This is a genomic window from Xanthomonas nasturtii (assembly GCF_023337365.3).
Lineage (GTDB): Bacteria > Pseudomonadota > Gammaproteobacteria > Xanthomonadales > Xanthomonadaceae > Xanthomonas > Xanthomonas nasturtii.
On the sequence record NZ_CP142084.2, the window covers coordinates 2,547,693 to 2,571,326 of the forward strand.

Genomic DNA, 23,634 nt, shown 5'->3' on the forward strand with positions numbered 1-23,634 from the left:
TGCTGACATCTGCATGCAATCACGTACGCCATCCAGCACGCAGCGCAGGTAGCCATGCATTGAACGAAGAGAGAGAACGTAGTCAGTTCATTGCTTGCGATAACGATAAAGGCGCCTCTCGGCGCCTTTATCGTTCAACTCACTCCCACTCGATCGTCGCAGGCGGCTTGCCGGAGATGTCGTAGACCACGCGCGAGACGCCGCGCAGTTCGTTGATGATGCGATTGCTCACCGTGCCGAGGAAGTCGTATGGCAGATGCGCCCAATGCGCGGTCATGAAATCGATGGTCTCCACCGCACGCAGCGCGATGACCCATTCGTAGGCGCGTGCATCGCCAACCACGCCCACCGACTTGACCGGCAGGAACACCGCGAACGCCTGGCTGGTCTTGTCGTACAGATCGGCCTTGCGCAGTTCGTCGATGAAGATCGCATCGGCCTTGGCCAGCAGTTCGGCGTACTCGCGCTTCACTTCGCCCAGGATGCGCACGCCCAGGCCCGGGCCCGGGAACGGATGGCGATACACCATCGTGCGTGGCAGGCCGAGTTCGACGCCCAGGCGACGCACTTCGTCCTTGAACAGTTCGCGCAGCGGCTCGACCAAGCCCAGCTTCATGTGCTCGGGCAAGCCACCGACGTTGTGGTGGCTCTTGATCACGTGCGCCTTGCCGGTCTTGCTGCCGGCCGACTCGATCACGTCCGGATAGATCGTGCCCTGCGCCAGCCACTTCGCATTGGCCAGTTTGTTGGATTCTTCGTCGAAGATATCCACGAACAGGTTGCCGATGATCTTGCGCTTGGATTCCGGGTCGCTGACGCCTTCGAGCTTGGCAAAGTAGCGATCGGCCGCGTTGACGCGGATCACCTTGACGCCCATGTGCTCGGCGAACATCGCCATCACCTGGTCGCCTTCCTGCCAGCGCAGCAGGCCGGTGTCGACGAACACGCAGGTCAGCTTGTCGCCGATCGCCTTGTGCAACAGCGCCGCGACCACCGACGAATCGACGCCGCCGGACAAACCCAAGATGACTTCGTCGTCGCCCACTTGTGCGCGCACGCGGGCGATCTGGTCGTCGATGATGTTGGCCGCGGTCCACAACGTCTGGCAGCCGCAGACATCCACCACGAAGCGGCGCAGCAAGGTCTGGCCCTGCAGCGTGTGCGTCACTTCGGGATGGAACTGCACGCCGTACCAACGCTTGTCTTCGTTGGACATCGCTGCCACCGGAATGCGGTCGGTCACAGCGGTAATGGTGAAGCCCGGCGGCACCTGCGACACATGGTCGCCATGGCTCATCCAGACATTCAGGCGCGCCGCGCCGGCATGATCGGTCAGACCAGCGAACAGCGCATCGGCCGCAACCACGTCCACTTCGGCATGGCCGAATTCGCGTTGATCGGCAGCTTCCGTTGCACCGCCCAACTGCGCGGCCAAGGTCTGCATGCCGTAGCAGATGCCGAAAACTGGCAAACCGCTGTCGAACACTTCCTGCGGCGCGACCGGCGCACCCGGCAAGGTGGTCGACTCGGGCCCACCGGACAGGATGATGCCCTTGGCACCAAAACCGGCAATCTCCGACGGATCATGATCCCACGCCCAGATTTCGCAGTAGACCCCGATCTCGCGAATACGCCGCGCAATCAGCTGGGTGTACTGCGCGCCGAAATCGAGGATGAGGATCTTGTCGGTATGGATGTTGGTCATCGAGAGCCGGGAATCGAGAATCGGGAGTGGGGAATGGCAACAGCAAACGCGGTGACAATCGCTACAGGACGAGGAAGCAGCGGGCTCTTACGATTCCCGATTCCCCATTCTCAATCAGCCGGCGCGATAGTTCGGCGGCTCTTTGGTGATCTGCACGTCATGCACGTGACTTTCGCGCTGGCCCGCGCCGGTGATCTTGACGAACTTGGGCTTGGTGCGCATGTCTTCGATCGTTGCGCAACCGACATAGCCCATGGTCGCGCGCAGGCCACCGATGAGCTGGTGGATGATGCCGCCAACCGAACCGCGGTACGGCACGCGCCCTTCGATGCCTTCCGGCACCAGCTTGTCGGCGTCGCTGGAATCCTGGAAATAGCGATCCTTGGACCCCTTTTCCATGGCGCCCAGGCTGCCCATGCCGCGGTAGCTCTTGTAGCTACGGCCCTGGAACAACTCGACCTCGCCCGGGGCTTCTTCGGTACCGGCCAGCAGGCCGCCGACCATCACCGTGGACGCGCCAGCCACCAGCGCCTTGCCGATGTCGCCGGAATAGCGGATGCCGCCATCGGCAATCAGCGGGATACGGTCCTGCAACGCTTCGGCCACCATGTCCACCGCGGTGATCTGCGGCACGCCCACGCCTGCAACCACACGCGTGGTGCAGATCGAGCCCGGGCCCACGCCGACCTTGACCGCATCGGCGCCGGCATCCATCAGCGCCAGCGCGGCATCGCCGGTGACGATGTTGCCGCCGATCACCTGCAGCTGCGGGTAGGTCTTCTTGACCCACGCCACGCGATCGATCACGCCCTGCGAGTGGCCGTGCGCAGTGTCGACAATCACCACGTCCACGCCGGCTGCGGCAAGCAGTTCGATGCGCTGTTCGGTATCGCCACCCACACCCACCGCCGCGCCCACCAACAAGCGCTTGGCGCTGTCCTTTGCGGCATTCGGGTTATCGGTCTTCTTCTGGATGTCCTTGACCGTGATCAGCCCACGCAGCTCGAAGCTGTCGTTGACCACCAGGATCTTTTCGATGCGGTTGCGATGCAGCAGCTCCAGCACTTCCTCATCGCTGGCGCCTTCGCGCACGGTGATCAGGCGGTCCTTCTTGGTCATGATGTGGCGGACCGGATCGTCCAGCCGCTTTTCGAAACGCATGTCGCGGCTGGTGACGATGCCGACCAGTTCGCTGCCATCCACTACCGGCACACCGGAGATGTTGCGTGCGCGGGTCAGCGCCAGCACTTCACCGATGGTGGTGTCCGGGCTGACCGTGAACGGCTCGGTGATCACACCGGACTCGAACTTCTTGACCCGCGCCACTTCGCCGGCCTGCTGCGCCGGGGTCAGGTTCTTGTGGATGATGCCGATGCCGCCCAGCTGGGCCATGGCCACCGCCAGGCGGTGTTCGGTCACTGTGTCCATTGCGGCCGAGAGAATCGGCAGTTTCAGGCGCAGATCGCGGGTCAGCCGGGTTTCCAGGCTGACATCCTTGGGCAGGACGATCGAATGAGCGGGGACGAGCGAGACGTCGTCGTAGGTAAGAGCTTCAGCCTGGATGCGGAGCATCGGCGGACCCGAGTTTGGGGAAGCGCGGCATTTTAACGCATTGGGGCCGGGATTGGGGATTCGGGATTTGCGATTCGCAACGGCGTCACCTTGCACCACCCCCGTCGTTTGCCTGTTTGTCCGGATGACGAGGGCCGGCCGATCTCGGACGCAATCCGGATCGGCCGATGCATGCGCTTCGCCGTTGCCTTCAACGAATCTCCAATCCCGAATCCCCACTCCCGGCCGCATCAGCGGCCTCGATGGTGTTCTGCATCAGCGTGGCGACCGTCATCGGCCCTACCCCACCCGGCACCGGCGTGATCCAGGCCGCGCGTTGCACCGCTGCGTCGAAACCGACATCGCCCACCAGCCGCCCGTCTTCCAGGCGATTGATGCCCACATCGATGACCACCGCGCCTGGCTTGACCCATTCGCCCGGAATCAGGCCTGGCCGGCCCACCGCCACCACCAGGATGTCGGCGTTGCGCACGCTGGCTTCCAGCACATCGGGCGGGGTGAATTTGTGGCAACTGGTGACCGTACAGCCGGCGATCAGCAACTCCAGCCCCATCGGCCGGCCGACATGGTTGCTCACCCCCACGATGGTGGCGTTGCGGCCACGCACCGGCTGGTCGGTGTGACCGAGCAAGGTCACGATGCCGCGCGGCGTGCACGGGCGCAGGCCGAATTCGCGCAAGGCCAGATGCCCGACATTCTGCGGATGGAACCCGTCCACGTCCTTGCGCGGGTCGATACGCTGGATCAGCCGGTTGGCATCGGGGATGCCCGGGAGCGGCAGCTGGATCAGGATGCCGTGGATCTTGGGGTCGGCGTTGAGCTCATCGATCAGCGATGCCAACTCGGCTTCGCTGGTGCCCTGTGGCAGGTCGTAATCGAAGGCCGCGATGCCGACTTTTTCCGCCGCGCGACGCTTGTTGCGCACATACACCGACGAAGCCGGATCGCCGCCGACCAGCACCACGGCCAGCCCGGGGCGCGCCTTGCCGGCTGCCACGCGCGCATCCACCCGCAGCTTCAACCCGTCGAGCAATTCCTCGGCAATGCGGCGACCATCGAGAAGGCGGGCCGAAGCGGAGGCAGCTGGCGCGGAAGCGGTCATGGGGCGTCAGGTGTAGAGTCGAAGGCCGTCTATTGTCCCCGATTCCGTCATGACCGACACCACCTCAACGTCCGATTCAATCACCACATCCATCGAAGCGGCCGCATTTCGCCGCCTCTTGCAGCATCTCAATCAGGACCGCACCGATGTGCAGAACATCGACTTGATGATCCTGGCCGGCTTCTGCCGCAACTGCCTGGGCGACTGGTACCGCGAAGCGGCCGAAGCACACGGCCAGACCATGAGCAAGGAGCAGGCGCGCGAAACGGTCTACGGCATGCCATTTGCCGACTGGAAGCAACAGCATCAAAAAGACGCCACGCCCGCGCAGTTGGAAGCCTTCGCCGCGGCCCAGCGCAAGCATGGCTGAGGCAGGCATCGCTTGGTGCAGTTATCAAACCGTCGCGGGCGGTTGTGAGGTGCACATGGATGGCGCAAAGAAGTCGAGCTATTGAGTGGTCCATGCCCCACCGAGCGCGGATGCTCGATCGGCGGCCGGGCCGTCGTTCCGTTCGCACGTCATATAGCGGCTAGAAACCTAGCGAGCAGCTGGCCGTGGGCGCTGACCGGCCCAGAACCGGAGCGTACGAGTGATGCATGTCGCATCCGAGCGCCGGCCGCGCCCGCCTGACGGCTGCATAGTCGTTCTGCCGGCTGCGCTTAATCGCGGGTCGCCGTCTCGGCTTGCTCGGCCAGCGGCACCGCATCGGGATTGAGCGTGCGGCTTTCGCGACGCGGTGGAGTGAACGGCGTGGGCTTGGGCACGGTCGGCGCGATGTTGCCGTACATCAGCCCTGCCACGGCACCGGCACGGGTGTCGCCAGCCGCAATTTCCGGTTTGAAACGCTCCGCATCGCGGCGTCGGATCTCGCGCGCAATCGTGACGGCTTCGTCCGCGTCCACACCCGGCTCCACCAGTGCCGTCTTGCCGAAGACCACCGCCGACTCGAAGGTCTCGCGGATCTGGTAATCCCGGCAGCGACCAGTTGTGCCGAATGCTCACGATCGTACGAACGCACCAGCAGCTTGGCATGCGGAAATTCGCGCGTTGCCAGTTCGACGATGCGATTGGCCGCCTCGCGGTTATCGACGCACACCGCAATCGCGCGTGCGCTGTGTGCGCAGGAGGCGTGCAGCGCCATCGACAGCACCACGATGGCGGTCACGCTGGCATTGACCTGCGCATCGATGACGCCCGATGCCGACGCGGCAGCAAACAGCACAAACGCGAACGCGCCGCCCTGCGCCATCAGCACCCCACGCTCCAGTGCCTGGCGATGGTCGTTGCGCATCAACCGCGCTACCGCATAGATGCACACGCCCTTGCCTACCATCAAGGCCGGTACGCCGGTCACGATCAGGCGCCAGTCGGCCGCGACCACCCGCAGGTCCAGGCTCCTGCCAACGCCCAGGAAACAGCCCCAGCAGGATGCCGCGAAATGGCTCGATATCCGCTTCGATCTGATGCCGGAACGTGGATTCGGACAACAACACGCCGGCCAGGAACGCGCCCATCGCCATCGACAGCCCGCCCACCTGCATCAACAGTGCCGCGCCCAACACAACCAGCAATGCCGCCGCCGTCATCACCTCGCGCGCCCTGGACGCAGCCAGGATGCGGAACAACGGGCGGCACGCGTACCACGCCGGCCTGCACCAGGGTGCGCATCTGCGCAGCCGTGGTCGTTGCGGTGCCGAGTTCGGCCGGCGCAGCGATGCCGTACAACGCGTCTCCAAACGACGAACGACGCCAAGTGGCGTCGTTCGTGGAAACAACGATACGGCAGCAATCAGCCGCGTACGTCGACCTGGGCCAATGCGTTGCGCAGAATTTCCCTGGCCGGCCCGCCATGCTTTTCGTGCTCGAGCGCGAAATGCACCGTGGCTTCGATCAGGCCGATATGCGCGCCGCAATCGAAACGGCGGCCTTCGAAACGGAAGGCATCGACCTGCTCTTTTTTCAGCAGCTCGGCAATCGCGTCGGTCAGCTGGATCTCGCCGCCGGCACCTGCACCGGTGGCTTCGAGCAACTCGAAAATCTTTGGGCTGAGCACATAGCGACCGACCACGGCCAGATTACTCGGGGCCACTTCCGGCTTGGGCTTTTCGACGATCGCATTGATGCGACCCTTACGGCCGTCGAATGCGTCGGTGGACACGATGCCGTAGCTGGCGGTCTTGTCGTGCGGCACGTCTTCCACGGCGATGACGCTGCCACCGGATGCTTCCGCAACATCGGCCATCTGGGTCAGCGCGGCGTCGCCACGGTTCCACATCAGATCGTCCGGCAACAGCACCGCGAACGGCTCATCGCCGACCACGGCCTTGGCACACAACACCGCATGCCCCAGACCCAGCGCCTCGGCCTGCGTCACGAAAATGGCGCGAACACCTTCCGGCAGCGCATGCCGCACCAGCTCCAGCTGCTCCAGCTTGCCGGCGCGCTCGAGCTTTTGCTCCAGCTCGTAGGCCTTGTCGAAGTAGTCGGCAATGGAGTGCTTGTAGCGGTTGGTCACGAAGATCAGCGTATCGCAACCAGCCTGGATGGCTTCGTCGACGGCGTACTGAATCAATGGCTTGTCGATGATTGGCAGCATTTCTTTCGGCACTGTCTTGGTTGCCGGAAGAAAGCGGGTCCCAAGACCTGCGACGGGGAATACGGCCTTGCGAATACGCTGGCTCATTAAAGTCTTCTGACCTCACGTGCGGGGAATGGAACGACCGTATCAGATCGCGCGTCGACTTTCCGTCGAGCAGCCGCGAAATCCGGCATCAGACTGCCCAGCACAGTCTCCATTGCCTTGATGTCATAACGATTGACCGCTTCGCGCAGACGCGTCACCAGTTGCAGCACCTGCTCGTGCGAGAACTCGCGCACGCCGGCTTCCAGGATCTTGGGATGCGCGGTCGGGCGGTAGTCTTCGTCGGCGTAGAACAGCGTCTCGTGCAGCTTCTCGCCCGGACGCAGGCCGGTGTAGAGGATCGCCACATCCTTGCCCGGCTGCTTGCCTGCAAGACGGATCATCTGTTCGGCCAGCAAGCGGATCGGCACCGGTTCGCCCATGTCCAGCGTATAGATCGCACCGTGCGATGCGGACGCCGCCGCCTGGATCACCAGCTGGCAGGCTTCGGGGATGGTCATGAAGTACCGCGTCACATCCGGATGCGTCACCGTGACCGGGCCGCCCTGACGGATCTGTTCGCGGAACAACGGCACCACGCTGCCGGCCGAATCCAGCACATTGCCGAAGCGCACGGTGATGAAGCGCGTCGGCGCATCGCGCGCGTCCAGGCTCTGGCAGATCATCTCCGCATAGCGCTTGCTCGCGCCCAGCACATTGACCGGCTCGACCGCCTTGTCGGTGGAAATGAAGACGAAGGTTTCGATGCGTGCGCGCTGACACGCGCGGGCCACATTCTCGGTCGCCAGCACATTGTTGCGCACCGCCTCGCGCAACTGCTCTTCCAGCAGCGGCACCTGCTTGTAGGCGGCCGCATGAAACACCGCATCCGGGGTCGTGGTGTTCAAGGCATGGGCCACCACTGCAGGGTCGCCGCAATCGCCGAGCACACGCACGACTTCGATGTCCGGGAACAAGCGGCGCAGATCCGAATCGATGGTCAGCAGCGCCAATTCGTCGATTTCCAGCAGCACGATCCGGCGCGCTCCGTGACGGGCGCACTGGCGGCAGACTTCCGAGCCGATCGAGCCGCCGGCGCCGGTCACCATCACGGTCTTGTTGGTCAGCCAGTCGCGGATCAAGCGCCAATCGGGGGTGACCGGCTTGCGGTTGAGCAGGTCCTCGATCGCAACTTCCTTCAACTCGCCCGGCAACGAGCGCCCTTCCAGCACGTTGATCAGCTTGGGCACCATGCGGAACGGCAGACCGGTGCTTTCGCAGATCGCCACCACGCGCTGCATGCCGGAGGCATCCAGCGAGGGAATCGCGATCACCAGCAACTTGGCGGCGGCTTCCTTGGCAATCGCCGCGGCCTCGTCCAGATTGCCCAACACATTGAGACCCTGGATCTTGGCGCCATGCAGATTGTTGGCGTCATCCAGATAGCCGACCGGCACGAAGGCACCGGTGCGACGCAGATCGCGCACCAGGCCTTCGGCGGCACGGCCGGCACCCAGAATCAGCACCCGCTGCGCAGCATCGCCGGAATGCGCGATCTGGTAATCCTTCCAGGCGCGGTACAACAGCCGCGGGGTTCCCAGCAGCGCAGACAAGGCGAAGGGATAGACCACCAATACCGACAGCGGCACACCGTCCAGCCGGTCGTACGACAGCGCCAGCACGATCGCGACCAAGCCGAGGAAACTCGACTTGAAGATGTTCCACAGGTCCGGCACCGAGGCGAAGCGCCACAGCCCGCGGTACAGACCCATCTTCCAGAACACCAACCCCTGCGCCACCAGAACCACCGCAGTGCGCCAGTCCCACAGCGGTAGATCCGGCGCCTCGCGCAGCATGGAGTAGCGGCCGGCGTGCAGCAGCTGCCAGCACACCCACACCATCAGCAGGTCGTGTACCACAACCGCCATCTGCGGTAGGGCCTTGGTCAAACGGTCACGCCAGGAAATCATAAAAGTCCATTACTCAGAATTGCGCAGTCCATCGCGCAGAAAAAGCCAGATCGCGGTAGCGCCCACGCCCCATACCAGAGCTCCGGACACCTGCAGCCAAAACGAATCATGACGAATTAACACAAACAAGCAGACAGCAGCGAGGCTGAAAGCGAAATAAATGCCGGTTACCGGAACGTGTACCCCAACCCGACGTGCCAGCCGTTGGTAGACATGCTGGGCGTGCGGTTCCCACCAACGTTGCCGGCCGAGCATGCGAGCAAGCAGCGTGAAGCCGGCGTCTACAAGAAACGCCGTCAGCGGCAGCCAGCTGATCCACCAACTCACCTGGTCGCTGGCCACGTTCAGTGCCAGCAACGCCGCCAGCACATAGCCAAGCGCGCCGCTGCCGCCATCGCCCATGAAGATGCGCGCGCGCGGAAAATTGAACGGAACGAAGCCCAGGCACGCTGCCGCAACGGCCAGCCCTGCCCAGGACCACGCAGCCGGCGCCACCAGTGCAAATGCCAGGGATGCCAATGCCGCCTGGCTACTGGCAAGCCCGTTGATGCCGTCCATGAAATTCCAGACATTGATCAACACAACGGACGCGGCGGCAGCCAGCACCCCATCCCACACATTCCCGGTGTAATGGCAAACCAGTCCGCCCAACGCCGCAGATGCGGCCAGATGGATCGCAAAGCGCAGCCTGGCCGAGAGCGGCCGATGGTCGTCCCACCAGCCCACGCCGGCCACTGCGACCAACCCTGCTGCGAACCAGCCGATCGTCGGGCGCGCCGTCGGCCACAGCACGCTTGCCGCAACGCAGCCCAGCAGGATCGCCGCAACAATCGCCATGCCGCCGCCGCGTGGCGTGGCCACCGCGTGGCTGCGCCGTTCGCCTGGTTGATCGAGCAGGCGGCGATGCAAGGCATAGCGCCGCAACACCCAGGTCCCCAGTGCTGCGACCAGCAGGTGCAGCACGCACCACAGCCACACCATCAGACCACCGCGTAGTTCAACAGCGGTTTGACCGTACCCCATTCCTTGCAGCTCGGGCATTGCCAGTGATGCGTCTTGGCACCGAAGCCACAGCGCGTGCAGCGATAGCTCGGGTTACGCACCAGCAACTGGTCGGTGATGTGCTTGAGGTCCTGCAACGTCCCGACCGGGTCGCTTCCCTCGGCCAGGGTGAGGTCGATCAAGGCCGACTCGCCACGCACCGACGGGCGATCCTTGAGCTGGCGGCCAAGATAGGCCAGCGCGGGCGCCACGCCATCCTGGGCTTCCATCAGCTGGGTCAATGCCAGCACCGGAGCAATACCGCGGTAGTGCTCGGTCATCTCCGACAGGAAGTTACGCGCCCCCGCAATATCGCCAACCCGCAAATACGCGGCCATCAATGCCGGAATGATCTCCGGCAGGTATTCCGGATCATGCCGGGCCGCACGTTCGAACGCGCGCACCGCCGCTTCGTCGTGGCCGCGTTCGGCTTCGATGCGCCCTTCCAGGATGCCGGCACGCACCGAGGTGCCATCGGCCTGATAGGCGCGTGCAATGGCCTGCAGCGCATCGTCGGTCTTGCCCAGGCCGCGGTAGCGGTCGGCCAATTCGCATTCGAATTGCGAGATCAGCTTGCCCATCGGCTCGCCGGTCACTTCTTCGTAGCGGGTGGCGTTGTCGATCGCCTTTTCCCAATCGCGCTCGGCCTGGTAGATGCCGATCAGATGACGCAGCGCCTGCGGCGCACGCTGGTCCAATTGCGCCAATTCGGTGAAGACCGTTTCGGCGCGGTCCAGCAGGCCGGACTTCATGTAGTCCTCGCCAAGCGCCAGCAATGCCTGGACGCGCTGCTGGTCGGTCAGGTCGGCGCGCTGCACCAGGCCCTGGTGCAGACGGATCGCACGGTCGACTTCACCGCGGCGACGGAACAAATGCCCTAGCGCGACCTGGGTCTCGAAGGTTTCCTTGTCCAGTTCTGCGATATGCAGAAACAGCTCGATCGCCTTGTCCGGTTGCTCGTTGAGCAGGTAGTTCAGACCGCGGAAATAGGTGCTGGAAAGCCGACTGACCTGGGTATCGCCATGGCGTTGCCCGCCGCGACGACCGACGATCCAGCCGCCCAGCGCAGCCAGCGGCACAAACAGGAAAAACCAGATCCACTCGGTCAGAAAGTCCATACGTCCTTATAGTCCATCGATGGGGCGCGGCTCGACTGCGGCAGGCGTGGCAGGCCCGGCATCGGCGCGGTTGACCGCAACAGCCTTGTTGGCCTGGCGCAGTTTGGAATAGAGGGGAATGACCACACTGACAAGCACCATGCCGGCCCCGATCAACACACCGACCAGCAGCGCGACGATGATCGCCACACCCGAACTGGTATGCACACTGTAAAAAAGGAAATCGAGAGTGATGTCCTGGGAATTGACCGCACCGATGATCAAACCGACCAGCAGGAAGGCCAACATCACCAGCAAGCGAAGCACCTTCATGGGCGAGACTCCGTCGGGAAGCGCGCTAGCTTAACCGAGACGACATCAACACAGCGCCAGAACAGACCTCAGTCCGCCGTATCGGCCACATCGACAGGCACCACGGAGCTGACACGCTCACGCAATTCCTTGCCTGGCTTGAAATGGGGAACATGCTTGCCCGGCAGCGCGACCGATTCGCCGGTCTTGGGATTACGCCCCAGACGTGGCGGACGGTAATGCAAGGAGAAACTGCCGAACCCACGGATTTCGATCCGATCACCATCGGAGAGCGCCTGCCCCATCATCTCCAGCAGCGACTTGACTGCCAGATCCACGTCGTCCGCCTTCAGATGCGCTTGGCGTCGCGCCAGGATTTCAATCAATTCGGACTTGGTCATGGGAAAACTTGCTTTTTTCGACTGACACATCGGGATCGGCCCGGGCAAGCCCGGGCCGATCCATCACGCTCTTGCGAGCGCTACGCGCTTACTCGGACTTGTTGTTGTTCAACTGTGCACGCAGCAGCGCGCCCAGCTGAGTCATGCCGCCCGACGCTGCGGAGGAAGACTGGTAGTCCTCCAGCGTTTCGCGCATTTCGGCATCGTCCTTGGCCTTGATCGACAGCTGCAGGGTGCGGCCCTTACGGTCCATGCCCACGAACTTGGCTTCGATCTTGTCGCCGACCTTCAGGTGCTGGGTCGCATCGTCGACGCGCTCGTTGGCGATGTCGCGTGCAGCGACGTAGCCCTCGATGCCGTCGGCCAGGTCGATCGTGGCGCCCTTGGCATCCACTTCACGCACCACGCCTTCGACCTTCGAACCCTTCGGGTTGGACGCCATGTACTGACCGAACGGGTCCTGCTCCAGCTGCTTGACGCCCAGGCTGATGCGCTCGCGTTCCGGGTCCACTGCCAACACGACGGCTTCCAGCGTGTCGCCCTTCTTGTAGTTGCGCACGACATCTTCGCCGGTGGTGTTCCAGCTGATGTCGGACAGGTGCACCAGACCGTCGATGCCGCCGTCCAGACCGATGAAGATGCCGAAGTCGGTGATCGACTTGATCTGGCCGGACACCTTGTCGTTCTTCTTGTGGGTGGCAGCGAAGGTTTCCCACGGATTGGCGGCAACCTGCTTCATGCCCAGCGAGATGCGGCGACGCTCCTCGTCGACATCCAGCACCATCACTTCGACTTCGTCACCAACCTGCACAACCTTGGACGGGTTGACGTTCTTGTTGGTCCAATCCATCTCGGAGACGTGCACCAGACCTTCGACGCCCGGCTCGATTTCGACGAATGCGCCGTAATCGGTGACGTTGGAGACCTTGCCGAACACGCGGCTGTTGGCCGGGTAACGACGGGCGATGTTGTCCCACGGATCTTCGCCCAGCTGCTTCAGGCCGAGGCTGACGCGGTTACGCTCGCGATCGAACTTCAGCACGCGCACGTCCAGCTCGTCGCCGACGTTGACGACTTCGGACGGATGGCGCACGCGCTTCCAGGCCATGTCGGTGATGTGCAGCAGGCCGTCGATACCGCCCAGGTCCACGAATGCGCCGTAGTCGGTCAGGTTCTTGACGACACCCTTCAGGATCGCGCCTTCCTGCAACTTGTCCATCAGCTGCTCGCGCTCTTCCGAGTGCTCGCTCTCGACCACGGCACGACGCGACACCACCACGTTGTTGCGCTTGCGGTCCAGCTTGATCAGCTTGAACTCGAGTTCCTTGCCTTCCAGGTAGGCCGGGTCGCGCACCGGGCGCACATCCACCAGCGAACCAGGCAGGAACGCGCGAACATCCTTGATGTCCACGGTGAAACCACCCTTGACCTTGCCGCTGATGCGGCCGGTGATGGTTTCGTTCTTTTCCAACGCCTCTTCCAGCTCGTCCCATACCATTGCGCGCTTGGCCTTCTCGCGCGACAGCACGGTTTCGCCGAAGCCGTTCTCGATGGAATCGAGGGCAACCTTGACCTGGTCGCCTACGCCGACATCGATCTCGCCAGCGTCGTTACGGAACTGCTCGATCGGCACGATGCCTTCGGACTTCAGGCCAGCGTTGATCACCACCACGTCGCCGCGAACTTCCACGACGGTACCGGTGACGATCGAGCCCGGCTTCAGCTTCGCCAGATTGGCTTGACTGGCTTCGAACAGTTCAGCAAAAGATTCTGTCATTTGAATTTTACTCAGTTGAACACACGGGCGCCGATCGTCGGGTGCGACAGATGCGAACCGCCCAGCCTGTTGGTCGACTCCGGACAGCGAGTCGGTTTAGAAGTAGTAGAACCGCCACGCGGGATGCGCGACAGAGCTTTGGAACGCCTTACGGTCGGCGGGACAGGCCCGCTTGCGGAACGCTTACGACGGCATGCGGTCTGCGAGCAACCCGACCACACGCTGGACGACATCCTCGATCCCTATTCCGCTGGTATCGATCAGCACGGCGTCTTCGGCCGGCCGTAACGGCGCCACCACCCGCTGCGCATCACGGGCATCACGGGCCATGATCTCGCGCAGCAGGTCGTCAAAGATAACCGAAACACCCTTTTCCATCAACTGTTTATGCCGACGGCCCGCACGTTCTTCGGCACTGGCGGTCAGAAAGACCTTGAAGGCGGCATCGGGGAAGATCACCGTGCCCATGTCGCGCCCATCGGCAACCAGGCCAGGCGCTCGCCTGAATGCGCGTTGGCGCTCTTTCAGGGCACTGCGCACCTCGGGAATGGCTGCAATGGCCGAGGCCAGTGCGCCGGTGGTTTCAAGGCGTAGCTCGCCGGTGGCATCCACGCCGTTGACCAGCACCCGCAACCCTGCCTCGCCCGCGTCGTCGAACTCCACCTTGGTGTCGAAGGTGCAGCGCACCAGCGCCGCCGCGTCGGAGACGTCCAGATCGGCCCAGCTCGCAGCAACACCGACGGCGCGATACAGCGCACCCGAATCGAGGTAATGCCAGCCCAGCCGGGCGGCCACGATCCGGCTCACGGTGCCCTTGCCGGCACCGGAGGGGCCATCGATGGTGAGAACGGGCGAAAGGTCGGTCATTCAGGTTTCCGGAAGGTCATCAGGTGGTAGTGTAGCGCCGCTTATGGCGATTGCGATGCAAGCACTTGAAAGCACGACGAAAAGCCGGTTAGAATTACCGGCTTAATTCCGGGTGCACCCTCGACCGTGGGCACTCTTCCATCGAATCCAACCGTTTACGCCGAGGTGTGCCATGAAAGTCCTGTCCTCCCTGAAGTCTGCGAAGACCCGTCACCGCGACTGCAAGGTGGTCCGCCGCCGCGGCAAGGTCTTCGTGATCTGCAAGTCGAACCCGCGTTTCAAGGCGCGTCAGCGCTAAGCTTTCGCCGCGTGCAAGACCCGAGAAAGCCGCCTCCGGGCGGTTTTTTCTTGGCCGCTGCTTCACACCGGCTGGTGCCACGTGCAGCTGCTGCGGGCCTCAGCCAGTCAAGCCATCGCCGACGTTGAATGGGCGCGCGGCCTGCCCCCGCTGCGCTGCCGCTCGGACCAACCCGTCCCCGCAGCAACGGCCGTCCTGGTTTTTTGCTGTAATCACCATCTGAAAACTTGTCCACTGGGGAGTAGATGACATGCGCAACCGTTTGTTTGTGATGCCGCCGATCATGCTGACAATCGCGCTGATGGGGATCAGTGCCGCCGCTTCGGCCGATACGCTGCTGGTCGACCGTGCCCAGCAGAAGCCGGCCGCTGCCCTGCCCTTGCGCGGCGACAGCATGAGCCAGGTCGAAGGCCGCTATGGCACGCCGCAGGAAAAGCTCGACCCGCGCGGCGGGCAGAAACGCCAGTGGCCGACCATCCATCGCTGGGTGTATCCGGCGTTCACCGTGTACTTCGAAAAAAGCAAGGTGATCGACGTGGTTGCCAATAAGGCCGATGCCAACGAGATCGGGCCGAAGCCGCCGATCCGGTGATGCCTGGACGACACTCGGCCGGACGTGCTGGCGCCCGTGCGCTGCACCTTCGGCCATCGCGTTTCGCGGCGTGAGGCGAGTTGCGTTCGTCAGCAGCCGGACATGCGTTGCTGCGACTCTGTACCAAGGCCAGGCGCGTCGATGCGCCCGGATCGCAAGAGCCCGCATGTGTGTGCGGGATATCGATGAACGTGCAGGCGTTGCCCGCACACCAAGATGAGTATTTGCCTGGCATGACCGACCGTCTTCGCTTTCCCGCCGAATGGGAACCCCAATCCGCCGTATTGCTTGCATGGCCGCATGCAGGCACCGACTGGGCCGAACGCCTGGCCGATGTGGAAGAGACCTACATCGCGCTGGTCACGGCGATCTCCCGCTTCGAACCGGTGGTCATCTGTGCAGCCGATGACGATCTGCAGATCTACGCCGAGGCACGGCTGCGTTCGGCGCGGGTGGACATGACGCGCGTGCGTTTCGTGATCGCCGCCTACAACGACACCTGGCTGCGCGACTCGGGCCCGATCACGCTGCGCCAGGAGGGCGGCTTCCGGCTGATGGATTTCCGCTTCACCGGCTGGGGCGGCAAGTTCGAAGCCAGCCTGGACGATCAATTGGTGAGTTCGCTGGATGCGGCGCAGGTGTTCGTGACGGCGCAGGTGGAGACGGTGGACTTTGCGCTGGAAGGCGGTGCGATCGAGACCGATGGCGCCGGCACCTTGTTGACCACCTGGAAGTGCCTGCATGAGCGCCACCCGCAGCGCACGCGCGAATCGCTGAGCGGCGATCTTGCGACGTGGTTGGCGCAGGAGCGCGTGCTGTGGCTGGACCACGGCTACCTGGAAGGCGACGACACCGACGCGCATATCGATACGTTGGCGCGCTTTGCCGGCCCGGATGCGATCGTCTACCAGGGCTGCGATGTACCCGGCGATTCGCATTACACCGAGCTGCAGGCCATGGGCGCCGAATTGGCTGCGCTGCGCAAGGCCGACGGGCAGCCGTATCGCCTGTTCGTGCTGCCGTGGGCAGAGCCCATTCTCGACCAGGGCCGCCGGCTGGCGGCGTCGTATGCCAATTTCCTGATCGTCAACGGTGCGGTGTTGATGCCGGCCTATGGCGATGCGGCCGATGTGGGCGCGCAGGCGGTGCTGGCGCAGGCATTCCCGCAGCACGAGATCGTGCCGGTGCCGTGCCGCGCGCTGATCTGGCAGAACGGCAGCCTGCATTGCCTGACCATGCAGTTGCCGGCCGGCCTGCTCGCCGCCTGAGCGCAGCTCCAGATTCGCCTGCGTCGCGGCCGCACATGCCGCGTGTTGTTCCTGTTCCGGCCGTCAGGCCGGTGTTACGCCATGGCGCGCTACCTTAGTGCGCCACTTACGTTGGATGCTGCCATGACCCGTCATCTCCTACCCGTCGCGCTGATCCAGGAGCGCAACCACGGCGACGCCGAGGCCAATCTGGCCGTCATCGCATCGCGTGTGGCCGAAGCCGCCGCGCAGGGCGCCAAGCTGGTGCTGCTGCAGGAGCTGCACAACGGTGCGTATTTCTGCCAGCACGAATCGGTGGACGAATTCGACCTGGCCGAGCCGATTCCCGGCCCCAGCACCGAACGTCTGGGCGCGCTGGCCAAGCAGCACGGCGTGGTGCTGGTGGCCTCGCTGTTCGAGCGCCGCGCGGCTGGCCTGTACCACAACACTGCGGTGGTGTTCGAAACCGACGGCCAACTGCTCGGCAAGTACCGCAAGATGCACATCCCCGACGACCCGGGCTTCTACGAGAAGTTTTATTTCACCCCGGGCGATCTGGGTTTTACGCCGATCGACACGTCGGTGGGCCGCCTGGGTGTGCTGGTGTGCTGGGATCAGTGGTACCCCGAAGCGGCGCGTTTGATGGCGCTGGCCGGTGCGGAACTGCTGCTCTATCCCACCGCGATCGGCTGGGATCCGGACGACCAGCAGCCCGAGCAGGAGCGCCAGCGCGACGCCTGGGTGCTTAGCCATCGCGGCCATGCCGTGGCCAATGGCGTGCCGGTGCTGTCGTGCAACCGTGTCGGCCATGAGCCTTCGCCGTTGGGCGCATCGGGCATCCAGTTCTGGGGCAATAGCCACGTGCTGGGGCCGCAGGGCGAGTTCATTGCCGAAGCCGGCCAGGACCCGACCGTGCTGATCTGCGATGTCGACCTGCAACGCAGCGAGCACGTGCGCCGCATCTGGCCATTCCTGCGTGACCGCCGCATCGATGCGTACGGCGACCTGCTCAAGCGCTACATCGACTGACCGCATGCCCGTCCAGCTGCGTGCCGTCCGCGATGCGGACATCCCGGCAATCACTGCGATCTATGCGGAGCAGATCGCCGGGGTGAATACCTACGAATACAGCGCGCCATCGCTCGAAGAGATGCACGCGCGGGTCAGCGCGATCGTGGATGCCGGTTACCCCTACCTGGTTGCCGAGCTTGACGGCGTGGTCGCCGGCTATGCCTACGCCAGCGCATTTCGGGCGCGCGCAGGCTATCGCTGGACGGTAGAGAACTCGATCTATCTGGCTACCGCGATGCAGGGCCGCGGCATCGGCAAAGCCCTGCTGGGCGAGCTGATCGCGCTGTGCGAGCAGCGCGGGTTCCGGCAGATGATTGCGGTGATCGGCGACGCCGGCAACCTGGCATCGCGACACTTGCATGAACGTTTTGGATTTCGCACGGTCGGAGTGTTCACCGGAATCGGCCGCAAACACGGTCGCTGGTTGGACGGCGTGCAGATGCAACGCGCGCTCGGCTCCGGCGACACCGCCCCTCCTTCTGATGAATACCCCCATGACTGAGCAGACCACCCACGTTCTGGACGATGCGCTGTCCGGCCAGCCGCACCGCATCGTCGAACGCGATGGCGTGCGCTATACCTTGCTGGGCACCGCGCATGTGTCGCTGGCGAGTGTGGCCGCCGTGCAACGTGCGATCGGCAGCGGACGTTACGACGCGGTGGCGGTGGAGCTGGATGCGCAGCGCCTGCAGGCGCTCAGCGACCCGGACGCCCTCGCCCGCCTGGACCTGGTGCAGGTGATCCGCAAGGGACGCGTGGCCTTGTTCGCGGCAAACCTGGCATTGGCGGCCTATCAACGCCGCCTGGCCAAACAACTCGGCATCGAGCCGGGCGCGGAATTGAAGGAGGCGGTGAACCTGGCACGCGCACAGGGCTTGCCGGTGCACCTGATCGATCGTGAAGTCGGCCTGACCTTCAAGCGTGCGTCCGGGCGGCTGGGGTTCTTCGGCAAGATGAAACTGGCCGGCGGATTGCTTGGGGGTCTGTTCGCTGCCGACGAGGTGGGCGAAGAGGAAATCGAAAAGCTCAAGCAAGGCGACATGCTGGAGGCAAGCTTCGGCGATTTCGCCAGTGAAAGCCCGGAGTTGTACGAGACGGTGATTGCCGAGCGCGATCAGTACATGGCCACGCGTCTACGCGAAGAAGTCAGCGCAGATCAGCGCGAGATCTTGGCGGTGGTCGGCGCCGGGCATCTGGCCGGGCTTGCGCGGCACCTGGAACAGGACACCGCGGCGCCCGGCCCGCTGCGCGAATCGCTGGAATACGTGCAGCAGCGCAAGCGCGTTCCGTGGATCACGTTGGGCATCCTGGCGGTCATCATCACCGGCATCGGCATCGGGTTCTGGCGTGGTGGCCTGAGCATGGGCGCCGACCTGTTGCTGCAGTGGGCGATGTACACCGGCGGCCTGGCGGCGCTGGGCTGCTTGCTGGCCGGCAGCCACCCGTTGAGCATTCTCACCGCCGCAGTCGTGGCACCGTTCAAGCCGTTCCGTCTGAGCGTGCCGACCGGCGCATTCGCGGCGCTGGTGGAAGTGCATATGCGCAAGCCGGCCTATGGCGATTTCTTGTCCTTGCGCGACGACGCGCAAACGCTGCGCGGCTGGTACCGCAATCGCGTTTCGCGCGTGGTGCTGACGTTTTTGCTGACCAACTTCGGCAGCATGGCCGGTGTGTGGCTGGCAGGTGTGCAGATCTTCAATCGCCTGCATGGGTGAGCGTGGCGGCGCTGCAATCTGCTGCTCGTAGGAGCGCACCCGGGCGCGATGGGGCGTTACCGGTAATGCCCCATCGCGCCCGGGTGCGCTCCTACGGCATTCGATCGCTTGCGCGCGGCCACGGCGCGGACTGCGCCTGTGGCGCGAGCTGCAGGCGTACCCAGACGCCGTAGTGATCCGAGGCCCAGCGCCCTTCGGCATACGGGGTGTCGAACAGGATGCGCGCTTCGCGCGCCAGCAGGCGGTTCTGCTGGAAGAAGACGTGGTCGATCCGCGCCGGCGTGTCGAACACATGCATGTTCAAGGTGCTGACCGTGGCATCGCTATTGCGATGCACGCTGCCGTAGCTGTCGCCATAGCCTTTGCGTAGCGCCTCCAGATCGAGGGTGTCGGCGGCGGTGTTGAAGTCGCCGGCAATCACCACCGGTGCCTGCGCGCTCGTGGACGCGATGAACTCCAGCAGGTCGGCGACCTGGCGCGTGCGCGTGGCGGTGCCGCGCGCATCGGCGCGTTCGTTGAGATGAGTGACGTAGACATTGAGCGGTTGGCCGTCGACATCCACCTGCAGATGCGCGGCAACACGATAGTCGTCCAGCGGCTGCAGCAGGCGCTCATGGCGTGCGAGCACCTTGCGCCGGCTGAGCAACGCATTGCCATAACGCTTGGGCGCACCCACGGGATCGACCGAGACGAAGATGACCGCGTAGCCCAACTTGCGTGCCAGCCACGCGGCCTGATTGTCGACGCTGCCGCGCCGCTCGATGACTTCCTGCAACGCGATCACATCTGGCGCCAGCTGCCTGAGCTGCTTGGCGATAAAGGCGCGACGAGCCGGCCAGTCTTCGCGGTCGTGATGCAGGTTGAGCGTGACCAGGGTGATTTCGCGCGCGGGCACGCCAGGGCCAGCAGCGGTTTGCTTGGCAGCTGCAAGTGCAGGGGTCTGGCTGCTGTCATTGTCTGGGCGCGCCTTGGCATGCTGCGGTGCCGGGTCTGCCTGCACAGCCACACACCACGCCATCAGTAGCGCGACCGCGGTGCACTGGTAGGCACGACGGCACCACTGCCCTGCCCGTCCCTGACAAGGCGTGCGGATCATTGCGCGGCCTTCTCGGCCCGCCGCACCGCGCTGGGCACATCGATCTGCACCGTGGCCGGTAGTTGCTGGATGCGCAGCTCGCCGTTCTGCCACTCGACCGATTCGCCGTTGACGCTGGCCTTGCCCGGTTCGCCCTGGTAAGGCCACCCAAACACCACACCACCCGGCGGCATCAGCAAGCCCGGTTGCAGCTGCAGTTGCAGCTGTTTCTCGCTGCGCTGCAAGCTGTAGTTGAGACGGCCATACGGCGTGCGCAGTTCGGCAATACCGATACCCTTGCCCTCGAACCAGCGCGTCGGCGTGCCGGCGGCAATCACGATGCTCTGGTCGGATTCGCGGGTGTAGGCAAACATGTCCAGCACCGAGCGGACGAAGTCCGAGGCCACCCAGGCGTGCGGCAGGTCACCGACGAAGAACGGCGTGCGCGGGGTGCGCGAAACCACTTCGGCCCACTGGTTCCAGGGCTGCGGCGCGCGGTCCTTGAAGAAGAACGCAGTCGCGTCCCAGGCACGCTCGCGCCAGCCCAGCCGGACGAAGGCAGCCACGTTGCGCCACTCGTACGGCGTGTAGTCCTTCCATTCGCGCTTGCCGTCGCGGCGGTCGGAAAACTCTTTCCAGTAGCGCTCGAAGGTGTTGGTCAGCAACTCCTGCGGCAGGCGCTGCTGCTCGCCCCCCGGGGTCAGCGCGATGGTGGTGGAGGTGGCGTCGAAATCGCCCAGCTCGGCCGAGCCTGGCAGGAAATCGAGGTTGTGCTGACGCACCGCTGCACCGAGCGAGGCGATCAGGTCGCCACTGAACTCATCGCGTGCGGCACCGAACCGAGCGACCTCATCGGGCTTGTCGAGCACGCCGGCCAGCATGGTGGCGTCCTTGTAGCCGCGCAGCGCCCAGAAGTTGTCCCAGTACGAATGCACCGGCTTGGCCGAATAGCCCTCATGGCTGATCGACACCGGCATCATTCCGTAGAAGGCCGGATTACGCATGAAGTTGTCTTCGGTGCGTTCGCTGGCGCGCAGCTTTTCCATGTAGTCGTAGGCGCCGGTGACGTGCGGCCACATCTTTTCCAGGAAAGGCCTGTCGCCGGTATAGCGGTAGTACTCGGCGATGTTGTAGATCAGCTCGCCATGGCTATCGTTTTCCGGCACCGGGTCGCTACCGCGGTCGTCCACGCAGCACGGCACCATGCCGTCGGCGAACTGGAACGGCGCAAACCAGTCGACATAGTCGCGCACGACATCTTCGCGACCCAGCCGCAGCAGCCCTTCGGAAATCATCGCGCCGTCGCGGATCCAGCTGCGCGAGTACGAGCGCGTGCCCGGCTGCAGACGCGGGCCGATGCGCGAAATCAGCATATGCGCCAGCGCCGTACGCAAGGTATCGACTACCGGCTTACCTTCGGCCGGCACGCTGATGCGCACGCGATCGAGCTTGCCGCGCCATTGCTGCGCCACTTTTTGTTGCGCCGTATCGGCATCGAAACCGGCGGGCAGTTCCGCGGCGCCGGTCTGCGGGATCACCAGCGCCACGTCTCGCGTCTGCCCGGGCTCCAGCGTCCAGCGATACAGCAGCACGCCCGAGGCCAGGCCGGTTTCGTCCTTGACCTGGGTGACGGTGGGCGGCGTGGCGGCGGTGAGATGGCTGACATCCATGCCGCTGTCGAAGGCGCTGGCAAAGCCGGCATCCGGCCGCTGCACGGCGAACACACGCGGCTTGCCGTTGACGCTGACCTGAGCGCCGTCCACCCCCAGTTGTTCGATACGACTGACGCCCCCCAGGGTGTTGAGGAACTGCGACGGCGGGTTGACCTGGAACGGACGCACCCCCAGGGCCAGGGTGAAATCACGCGCCTGCTTGCCGGTGTTATGCAGCTGATAGCGCGCGACCAGTTGCGCGTGATCCGGCGTGCCCTGTACGAAGGCGGTGACGCGCAGATTCATCAGGTCGTGATGCCAGTCGACGCTGGGGATTGGCAGGTAGTCGTCCTGCAGGCTCTGCTCGCTGCTGACGTCTGACCAATGCAGCACTTTGCCGCCGGTGACTACGAACGGTTCGATGCTGAAACCGCCCTTGCCCACTTCCACTGCACCGTCTTCGCCGATCAGGCCCTGCTCGGTACCGCCGTCCAGACCGATGATGGTCCAGTACGGCTGCTCGCCGGAGAACCCGCGCGGGTAGCTGCCGCGCGGCAGCTGTGCGGCGAGCGACTTGATGAAATCATTCGGCGTTGCCGCAAATGCCAACGGCTGCAGCTGCACTTCCTTGATGCCATAGCGCCAGTTGGGGCCGTCCTTGAGGTCCAAGCGCAGGTAGCGCGCCTCGGTATCGGGCAACGCCAGCCAATCGGTACCACCCGCACCGGCGCTGACGGTGCGCAGATCGCGCCAACTGCGGCCATCGGCCGATGCACGCACCGCGTATTGCGAGGCCTGCAGGCCGGGCACCCACTGCACCACCGCGCCACCGAATTCGCGTAGCTTGCCCAGATCCAGCGTGACGGTCTGTTGCTTGACCGCCCCGCTGAGCCAGAAGGTGTCGGGCTTGCCATCGGCCAGGCGCTGCTCCAAGGCCGGCGCAGTATCGGTGATCGCTTCGGCCTTGAGCGGCGAGGTGTCTTCCGGCGGCAGCGGGGTCAGCGTCAGGCGGTCGAAGCACACCGAGCCCTTGCCACCCACCTTGTTGTAGACGGTGAACTCGACATCCGCGCTGCTGCGCAGTTGCTTGTCCGCACCAGGCCCCCAGGCCTTTTCGATATTGCGCTTGCGGTAGTTGAAGGTGGTCCAGTTCTTCGGGAAATTGAAGCCCGGCCGGTTGACCCACCACACGTTGTCGCCGCTGGCATCGATCAGCTTGAGCTGCAGATCGTTGGACGGCGATTCGCCCCGCAGCGAAAACCCGATGCGGTAGTTCTCGGGGTAGTCGAGCGGCAGCGTGCGGCGGATGCCGACATAGCCGGAGACGCCGTTGAAGTTGTAGTCCAGGCACAAGGCACGCCCACCGGAAGGCGTTGCCACCGTGCGCAGCGAGCCGCTGACCTGGTTGGACACCACCAGGCGCCAGGCGCCGATGTCGTTGAAGCCGTCGAGCACACGCTCCTGCGCCTGCGCCGCGCCCGCAGACGTGACGAAAGCGGCCATGGCACACAGTCGCAGG

General features: G+C 64.3%; 20 protein-coding genes and 1 pseudogene. 7 read left to right on the plus strand and 14 right to left on the minus strand.

Features of this window, described 5'->3' with window-relative positions:
* Positions 1 to 139: 139 nt before the first annotated feature.
* From guaA to folD, 3 genes are all read right to left on the minus strand, one after another.
* Positions 140 to 1,705 carry a glutamine-hydrolyzing GMP synthase gene (gene guaA / locus M3O59_RS11150; RefSeq protein WP_116904897.1) on the minus strand — a complete coding sequence of 522 codons (1,566 nt, stop codon included), beginning with the start codon at positions 1,703 to 1,705 and terminating at the stop codon, positions 140 to 142.
* 114 nt (positions 1,706 to 1,819) lie between these two features.
* Positions 1,820 to 3,277: an IMP dehydrogenase gene (gene guaB, locus M3O59_RS11155; RefSeq protein ID WP_064633552.1), complete on the minus strand. Its 1,458-nt coding sequence runs from the start codon at positions 3,275 to 3,277 to the stop codon at positions 1,820 to 1,822.
* A 190-nt stretch (positions 3,278 to 3,467) separates the two neighbouring features.
* A complete protein-coding gene (gene folD / locus M3O59_RS11160; protein ID WP_064633550.1) occupies positions 3,468 to 4,379 on the minus strand; it encodes a bifunctional methylenetetrahydrofolate dehydrogenase/methenyltetrahydrofolate cyclohydrolase FolD in 912 nt (303 codons plus the stop codon).
* 49 nt (positions 4,380 to 4,428) lie between these two features.
* Here folD and M3O59_RS11165 point away from each other — a divergent pair, with 49 nt between their 5' ends.
* Positions 4,429 to 4,749, plus strand: coding sequence for a DUF1244 domain-containing protein (locus M3O59_RS11165; protein WP_064633548.1), 321 nt, complete (start codon positions 4,429 to 4,431; stop codon positions 4,747 to 4,749).
* A gap of 290 nt (positions 4,750 to 5,039) precedes the next feature.
* On the opposite strand, the pseudogene M3O59_RS11170 reads toward M3O59_RS11165, so the two are convergent.
* From M3O59_RS11170 to cmk, 9 genes and pseudogenes are all read right to left on the minus strand, one after another.
* Positions 5,040 to 6,008, minus strand: a pseudogene (locus M3O59_RS11170) (cation:proton antiporter domain-containing protein); the annotation flags it as partial.
* Between the two features lie 161 nt (positions 6,009 to 6,169).
* Complete coding sequence (gene galU, locus M3O59_RS11175; protein WP_116904898.1) at positions 6,170 to 7,063, minus strand: UTP--glucose-1-phosphate uridylyltransferase GalU; 894 nt, start codon at positions 7,061 to 7,063, stop codon at positions 6,170 to 6,172.
* The gene (locus M3O59_RS11180; protein WP_181920423.1) at positions 7,063 to 8,970 is read right to left on the minus strand and encodes a polysaccharide biosynthesis protein; all 1,908 of its coding nucleotides are present in this window, start codon (positions 8,968 to 8,970) and stop codon (positions 7,063 to 7,065) included. Before M3O59_RS11180 ends, galU begins: the two co-directional genes overlap by 1 nt.
* A 9-nt stretch (positions 8,971 to 8,979) precedes the next feature.
* Positions 8,980 to 9,951 (minus strand): MraY family glycosyltransferase, encoded by a 972-nt coding sequence (locus M3O59_RS11185; RefSeq protein ID WP_116904899.1) that lies wholly within the window; start codon positions 9,949 to 9,951, stop codon positions 8,980 to 8,982.
* Entirely contained in the window at positions 9,951 to 11,129 is a 1,179-nt protein-coding gene (gene lapB, locus M3O59_RS11190) for a lipopolysaccharide assembly protein LapB (RefSeq protein ID WP_064633536.1), read from the minus strand. Before lapB ends, M3O59_RS11185 begins: the two co-directional genes overlap by 1 nt.
* Positions 11,130 to 11,135: 6 nt before the next feature.
* The gene (locus tag M3O59_RS11195; protein ID WP_116904900.1) at positions 11,136 to 11,441 is read right to left on the minus strand and encodes a lipopolysaccharide assembly protein LapA domain-containing protein; all 306 of its coding nucleotides are present in this window, start codon (positions 11,439 to 11,441) and stop codon (positions 11,136 to 11,138) included.
* A 68-nt stretch (positions 11,442 to 11,509) separates the two neighbouring features.
* Positions 11,510 to 11,821, minus strand: a complete 312-nt coding sequence (locus M3O59_RS11200; RefSeq protein WP_064633532.1) for an integration host factor subunit beta — start codon at positions 11,819 to 11,821, stop codon at positions 11,510 to 11,512.
* Between the two features lie 88 nt (positions 11,822 to 11,909).
* Positions 11,910 to 13,598, minus strand: coding sequence for a 30S ribosomal protein S1 (rpsA, locus tag M3O59_RS11205; protein WP_039420263.1), 1,689 nt, complete (start codon positions 13,596 to 13,598; stop codon positions 11,910 to 11,912).
* A gap of 183 nt (positions 13,599 to 13,781) precedes the next feature.
* On the minus strand, positions 13,782 to 14,465 hold the full coding sequence (gene cmk / locus M3O59_RS11210; RefSeq protein ID WP_064633530.1) for a (d)CMP kinase: 684 nt from the start codon (positions 14,463 to 14,465) through the stop codon (positions 13,782 to 13,784).
* Between the two features lie 172 nt (positions 14,466 to 14,637).
* Here cmk and ykgO point away from each other — a divergent pair, with 172 nt between their 5' ends.
* The 6 genes from ykgO (at position 14,638) to M3O59_RS11240 (ending at position 19,388) form a co-directional block, all read left to right on the plus strand.
* On the plus strand, positions 14,638 to 14,763 hold the full coding sequence (gene ykgO, locus M3O59_RS11215) for a type B 50S ribosomal protein L36 (RefSeq protein ID WP_005913193.1): 126 nt from the start codon (positions 14,638 to 14,640) through the stop codon (positions 14,761 to 14,763).
* A gap of 250 nt (positions 14,764 to 15,013) precedes the next feature.
* Positions 15,014 to 15,355 carry a hypothetical protein gene (locus M3O59_RS11220; RefSeq protein WP_064633528.1) on the plus strand — a complete coding sequence of 114 codons (342 nt, stop codon included), beginning with the start codon at positions 15,014 to 15,016 and terminating at the stop codon, positions 15,353 to 15,355.
* A gap of 233 nt (positions 15,356 to 15,588) precedes the next feature.
* Positions 15,589 to 16,623 carry an agmatine deiminase family protein gene (locus M3O59_RS11225; protein ID WP_181920424.1) on the plus strand — a complete coding sequence of 345 codons (1,035 nt, stop codon included), beginning with the start codon at positions 15,589 to 15,591 and terminating at the stop codon, positions 16,621 to 16,623.
* A gap of 123 nt (positions 16,624 to 16,746) precedes the next feature.
* Positions 16,747 to 17,631 carry a carbon-nitrogen hydrolase gene (locus M3O59_RS11230; RefSeq protein ID WP_064633525.1) on the plus strand — a complete coding sequence of 295 codons (885 nt, stop codon included), beginning with the start codon at positions 16,747 to 16,749 and terminating at the stop codon, positions 17,629 to 17,631.
* A 4-nt stretch (positions 17,632 to 17,635) separates the two neighbouring features.
* Entirely contained in the window at positions 17,636 to 18,175 is a 540-nt protein-coding gene (locus tag M3O59_RS11235) for a GNAT family N-acetyltransferase (protein ID WP_116904902.1), read from the plus strand.
* Positions 18,156 to 19,388: a TraB/GumN family protein gene (locus tag M3O59_RS11240; protein WP_064633520.1), complete on the plus strand. Its 1,233-nt coding sequence runs from the start codon at positions 18,156 to 18,158 to the stop codon at positions 19,386 to 19,388. The genes M3O59_RS11235 and M3O59_RS11240 overlap by 20 nt, the downstream gene beginning before the upstream one ends.
* Positions 19,389 to 19,479: 91 nt before the next feature.
* Here the strand turns inward: M3O59_RS11240 and M3O59_RS11245 are convergent, their stop codons facing one another.
* Together M3O59_RS11245 and M3O59_RS11250 are read right to left on the minus strand one after the other, a co-directional pair.
* Positions 19,480 to 20,406, minus strand: a complete 927-nt coding sequence (locus M3O59_RS11245) for an endonuclease/exonuclease/phosphatase family protein (RefSeq protein ID WP_283161237.1) — start codon at positions 20,404 to 20,406, stop codon at positions 19,480 to 19,482.
* A 74-nt stretch (positions 20,407 to 20,480) separates the two neighbouring features.
* A complete protein-coding gene (locus tag M3O59_RS11250) occupies positions 20,481 to 23,618 on the minus strand; it encodes a discoidin domain-containing protein (protein WP_181920426.1) in 3,138 nt (1,045 codons plus the stop codon).
* Positions 23,619 to 23,634: the final 16 nt, after the last annotated feature.

Excerpts from the sequence above, each read along its gene's own strand:
- M3O59_RS11235 (WP_116904902.1), top strand. The coding sequence starts at position 17,636 with ATGCCCGTCCAGCTGCGTGCCGTCCGCGATGCGGACATCCCGGCAATC.
- M3O59_RS11220 (WP_064633528.1), top strand. The coding sequence starts at position 15,014 with ATGCGCAACCGTTTGTTTGTGATGCCGCCGATCATGCTGACAATCGCG.
- folD (WP_064633550.1), bottom strand. The coding sequence starts at position 4,379 with ATGACCGCTTCCGCGCCAGCTGCCTCCGCTTCGGCCCGCCTTCTCGAT.
- M3O59_RS11225 (WP_181920424.1), top strand. The coding sequence starts at position 15,589 with ATGACCGACCGTCTTCGCTTTCCCGCCGAATGGGAACCCCAATCCGCC.
- M3O59_RS11250 (WP_181920426.1), bottom strand. The coding sequence starts at position 23,618 with ATGGCCGCTTTCGTCACGTCTGCGGGCGCGGCGCAGGCGCAGGAGCGT.
- M3O59_RS11185 (WP_116904899.1), bottom strand. The coding sequence starts at position 9,951 with ATGGTGTGGCTGTGGTGCGTGCTGCACCTGCTGGTCGCAGCACTGGGG.
- M3O59_RS11245 (WP_283161237.1), bottom strand. The coding sequence starts at position 20,406 with ATGGCGTGGTGTGTGGCTGTGCAGGCAGACCCGGCACCGCAGCATGCC.
- lapB (WP_064633536.1), bottom strand. The coding sequence starts at position 11,129 with ATGGACTTTCTGACCGAGTGGATCTGGTTTTTCCTGTTTGTGCCGCTG.
- M3O59_RS11200 (WP_064633532.1), bottom strand. The coding sequence starts at position 11,821 with ATGACCAAGTCCGAATTGATTGAAATCCTGGCGCGACGCCAAGCGCAT.
- galU (WP_116904898.1), bottom strand. The coding sequence starts at position 7,063 with ATGAGCCAGCGTATTCGCAAGGCCGTATTCCCCGTCGCAGGTCTTGGG.
- cmk (WP_064633530.1), bottom strand. The coding sequence starts at position 14,465 with ATGACCGACCTTTCGCCCGTTCTCACCATCGATGGCCCCTCCGGTGCC.
- M3O59_RS11165 (WP_064633548.1), top strand. The coding sequence starts at position 4,429 with ATGACCGACACCACCTCAACGTCCGATTCAATCACCACATCCATCGAA.
- M3O59_RS11230 (WP_064633525.1), top strand. The coding sequence starts at position 16,747 with ATGACCCGTCATCTCCTACCCGTCGCGCTGATCCAGGAGCGCAACCAC.
- M3O59_RS11240 (WP_064633520.1), top strand. The coding sequence starts at position 18,156 with ATGAATACCCCCATGACTGAGCAGACCACCCACGTTCTGGACGATGCG.
- rpsA (WP_039420263.1), bottom strand. The coding sequence starts at position 13,598 with ATGACAGAATCTTTTGCTGAACTGTTCGAAGCCAGTCAAGCCAATCTG.
- ykgO (WP_005913193.1), top strand. The coding sequence starts at position 14,638 with ATGAAAGTCCTGTCCTCCCTGAAGTCTGCGAAGACCCGTCACCGCGAC.
- M3O59_RS11195 (WP_116904900.1), bottom strand. The coding sequence starts at position 11,441 with ATGAAGGTGCTTCGCTTGCTGGTGATGTTGGCCTTCCTGCTGGTCGGT.
- guaA (WP_116904897.1), bottom strand. The coding sequence starts at position 1,705 with ATGACCAACATCCATACCGACAAGATCCTCATCCTCGATTTCGGCGCG.
- M3O59_RS11180 (WP_181920423.1), bottom strand. The coding sequence starts at position 8,970 with ATGATTTCCTGGCGTGACCGTTTGACCAAGGCCCTACCGCAGATGGCG.
- guaB (WP_064633552.1), bottom strand. The coding sequence starts at position 3,277 with ATGCTCCGCATCCAGGCTGAAGCTCTTACCTACGACGACGTCTCGCTC.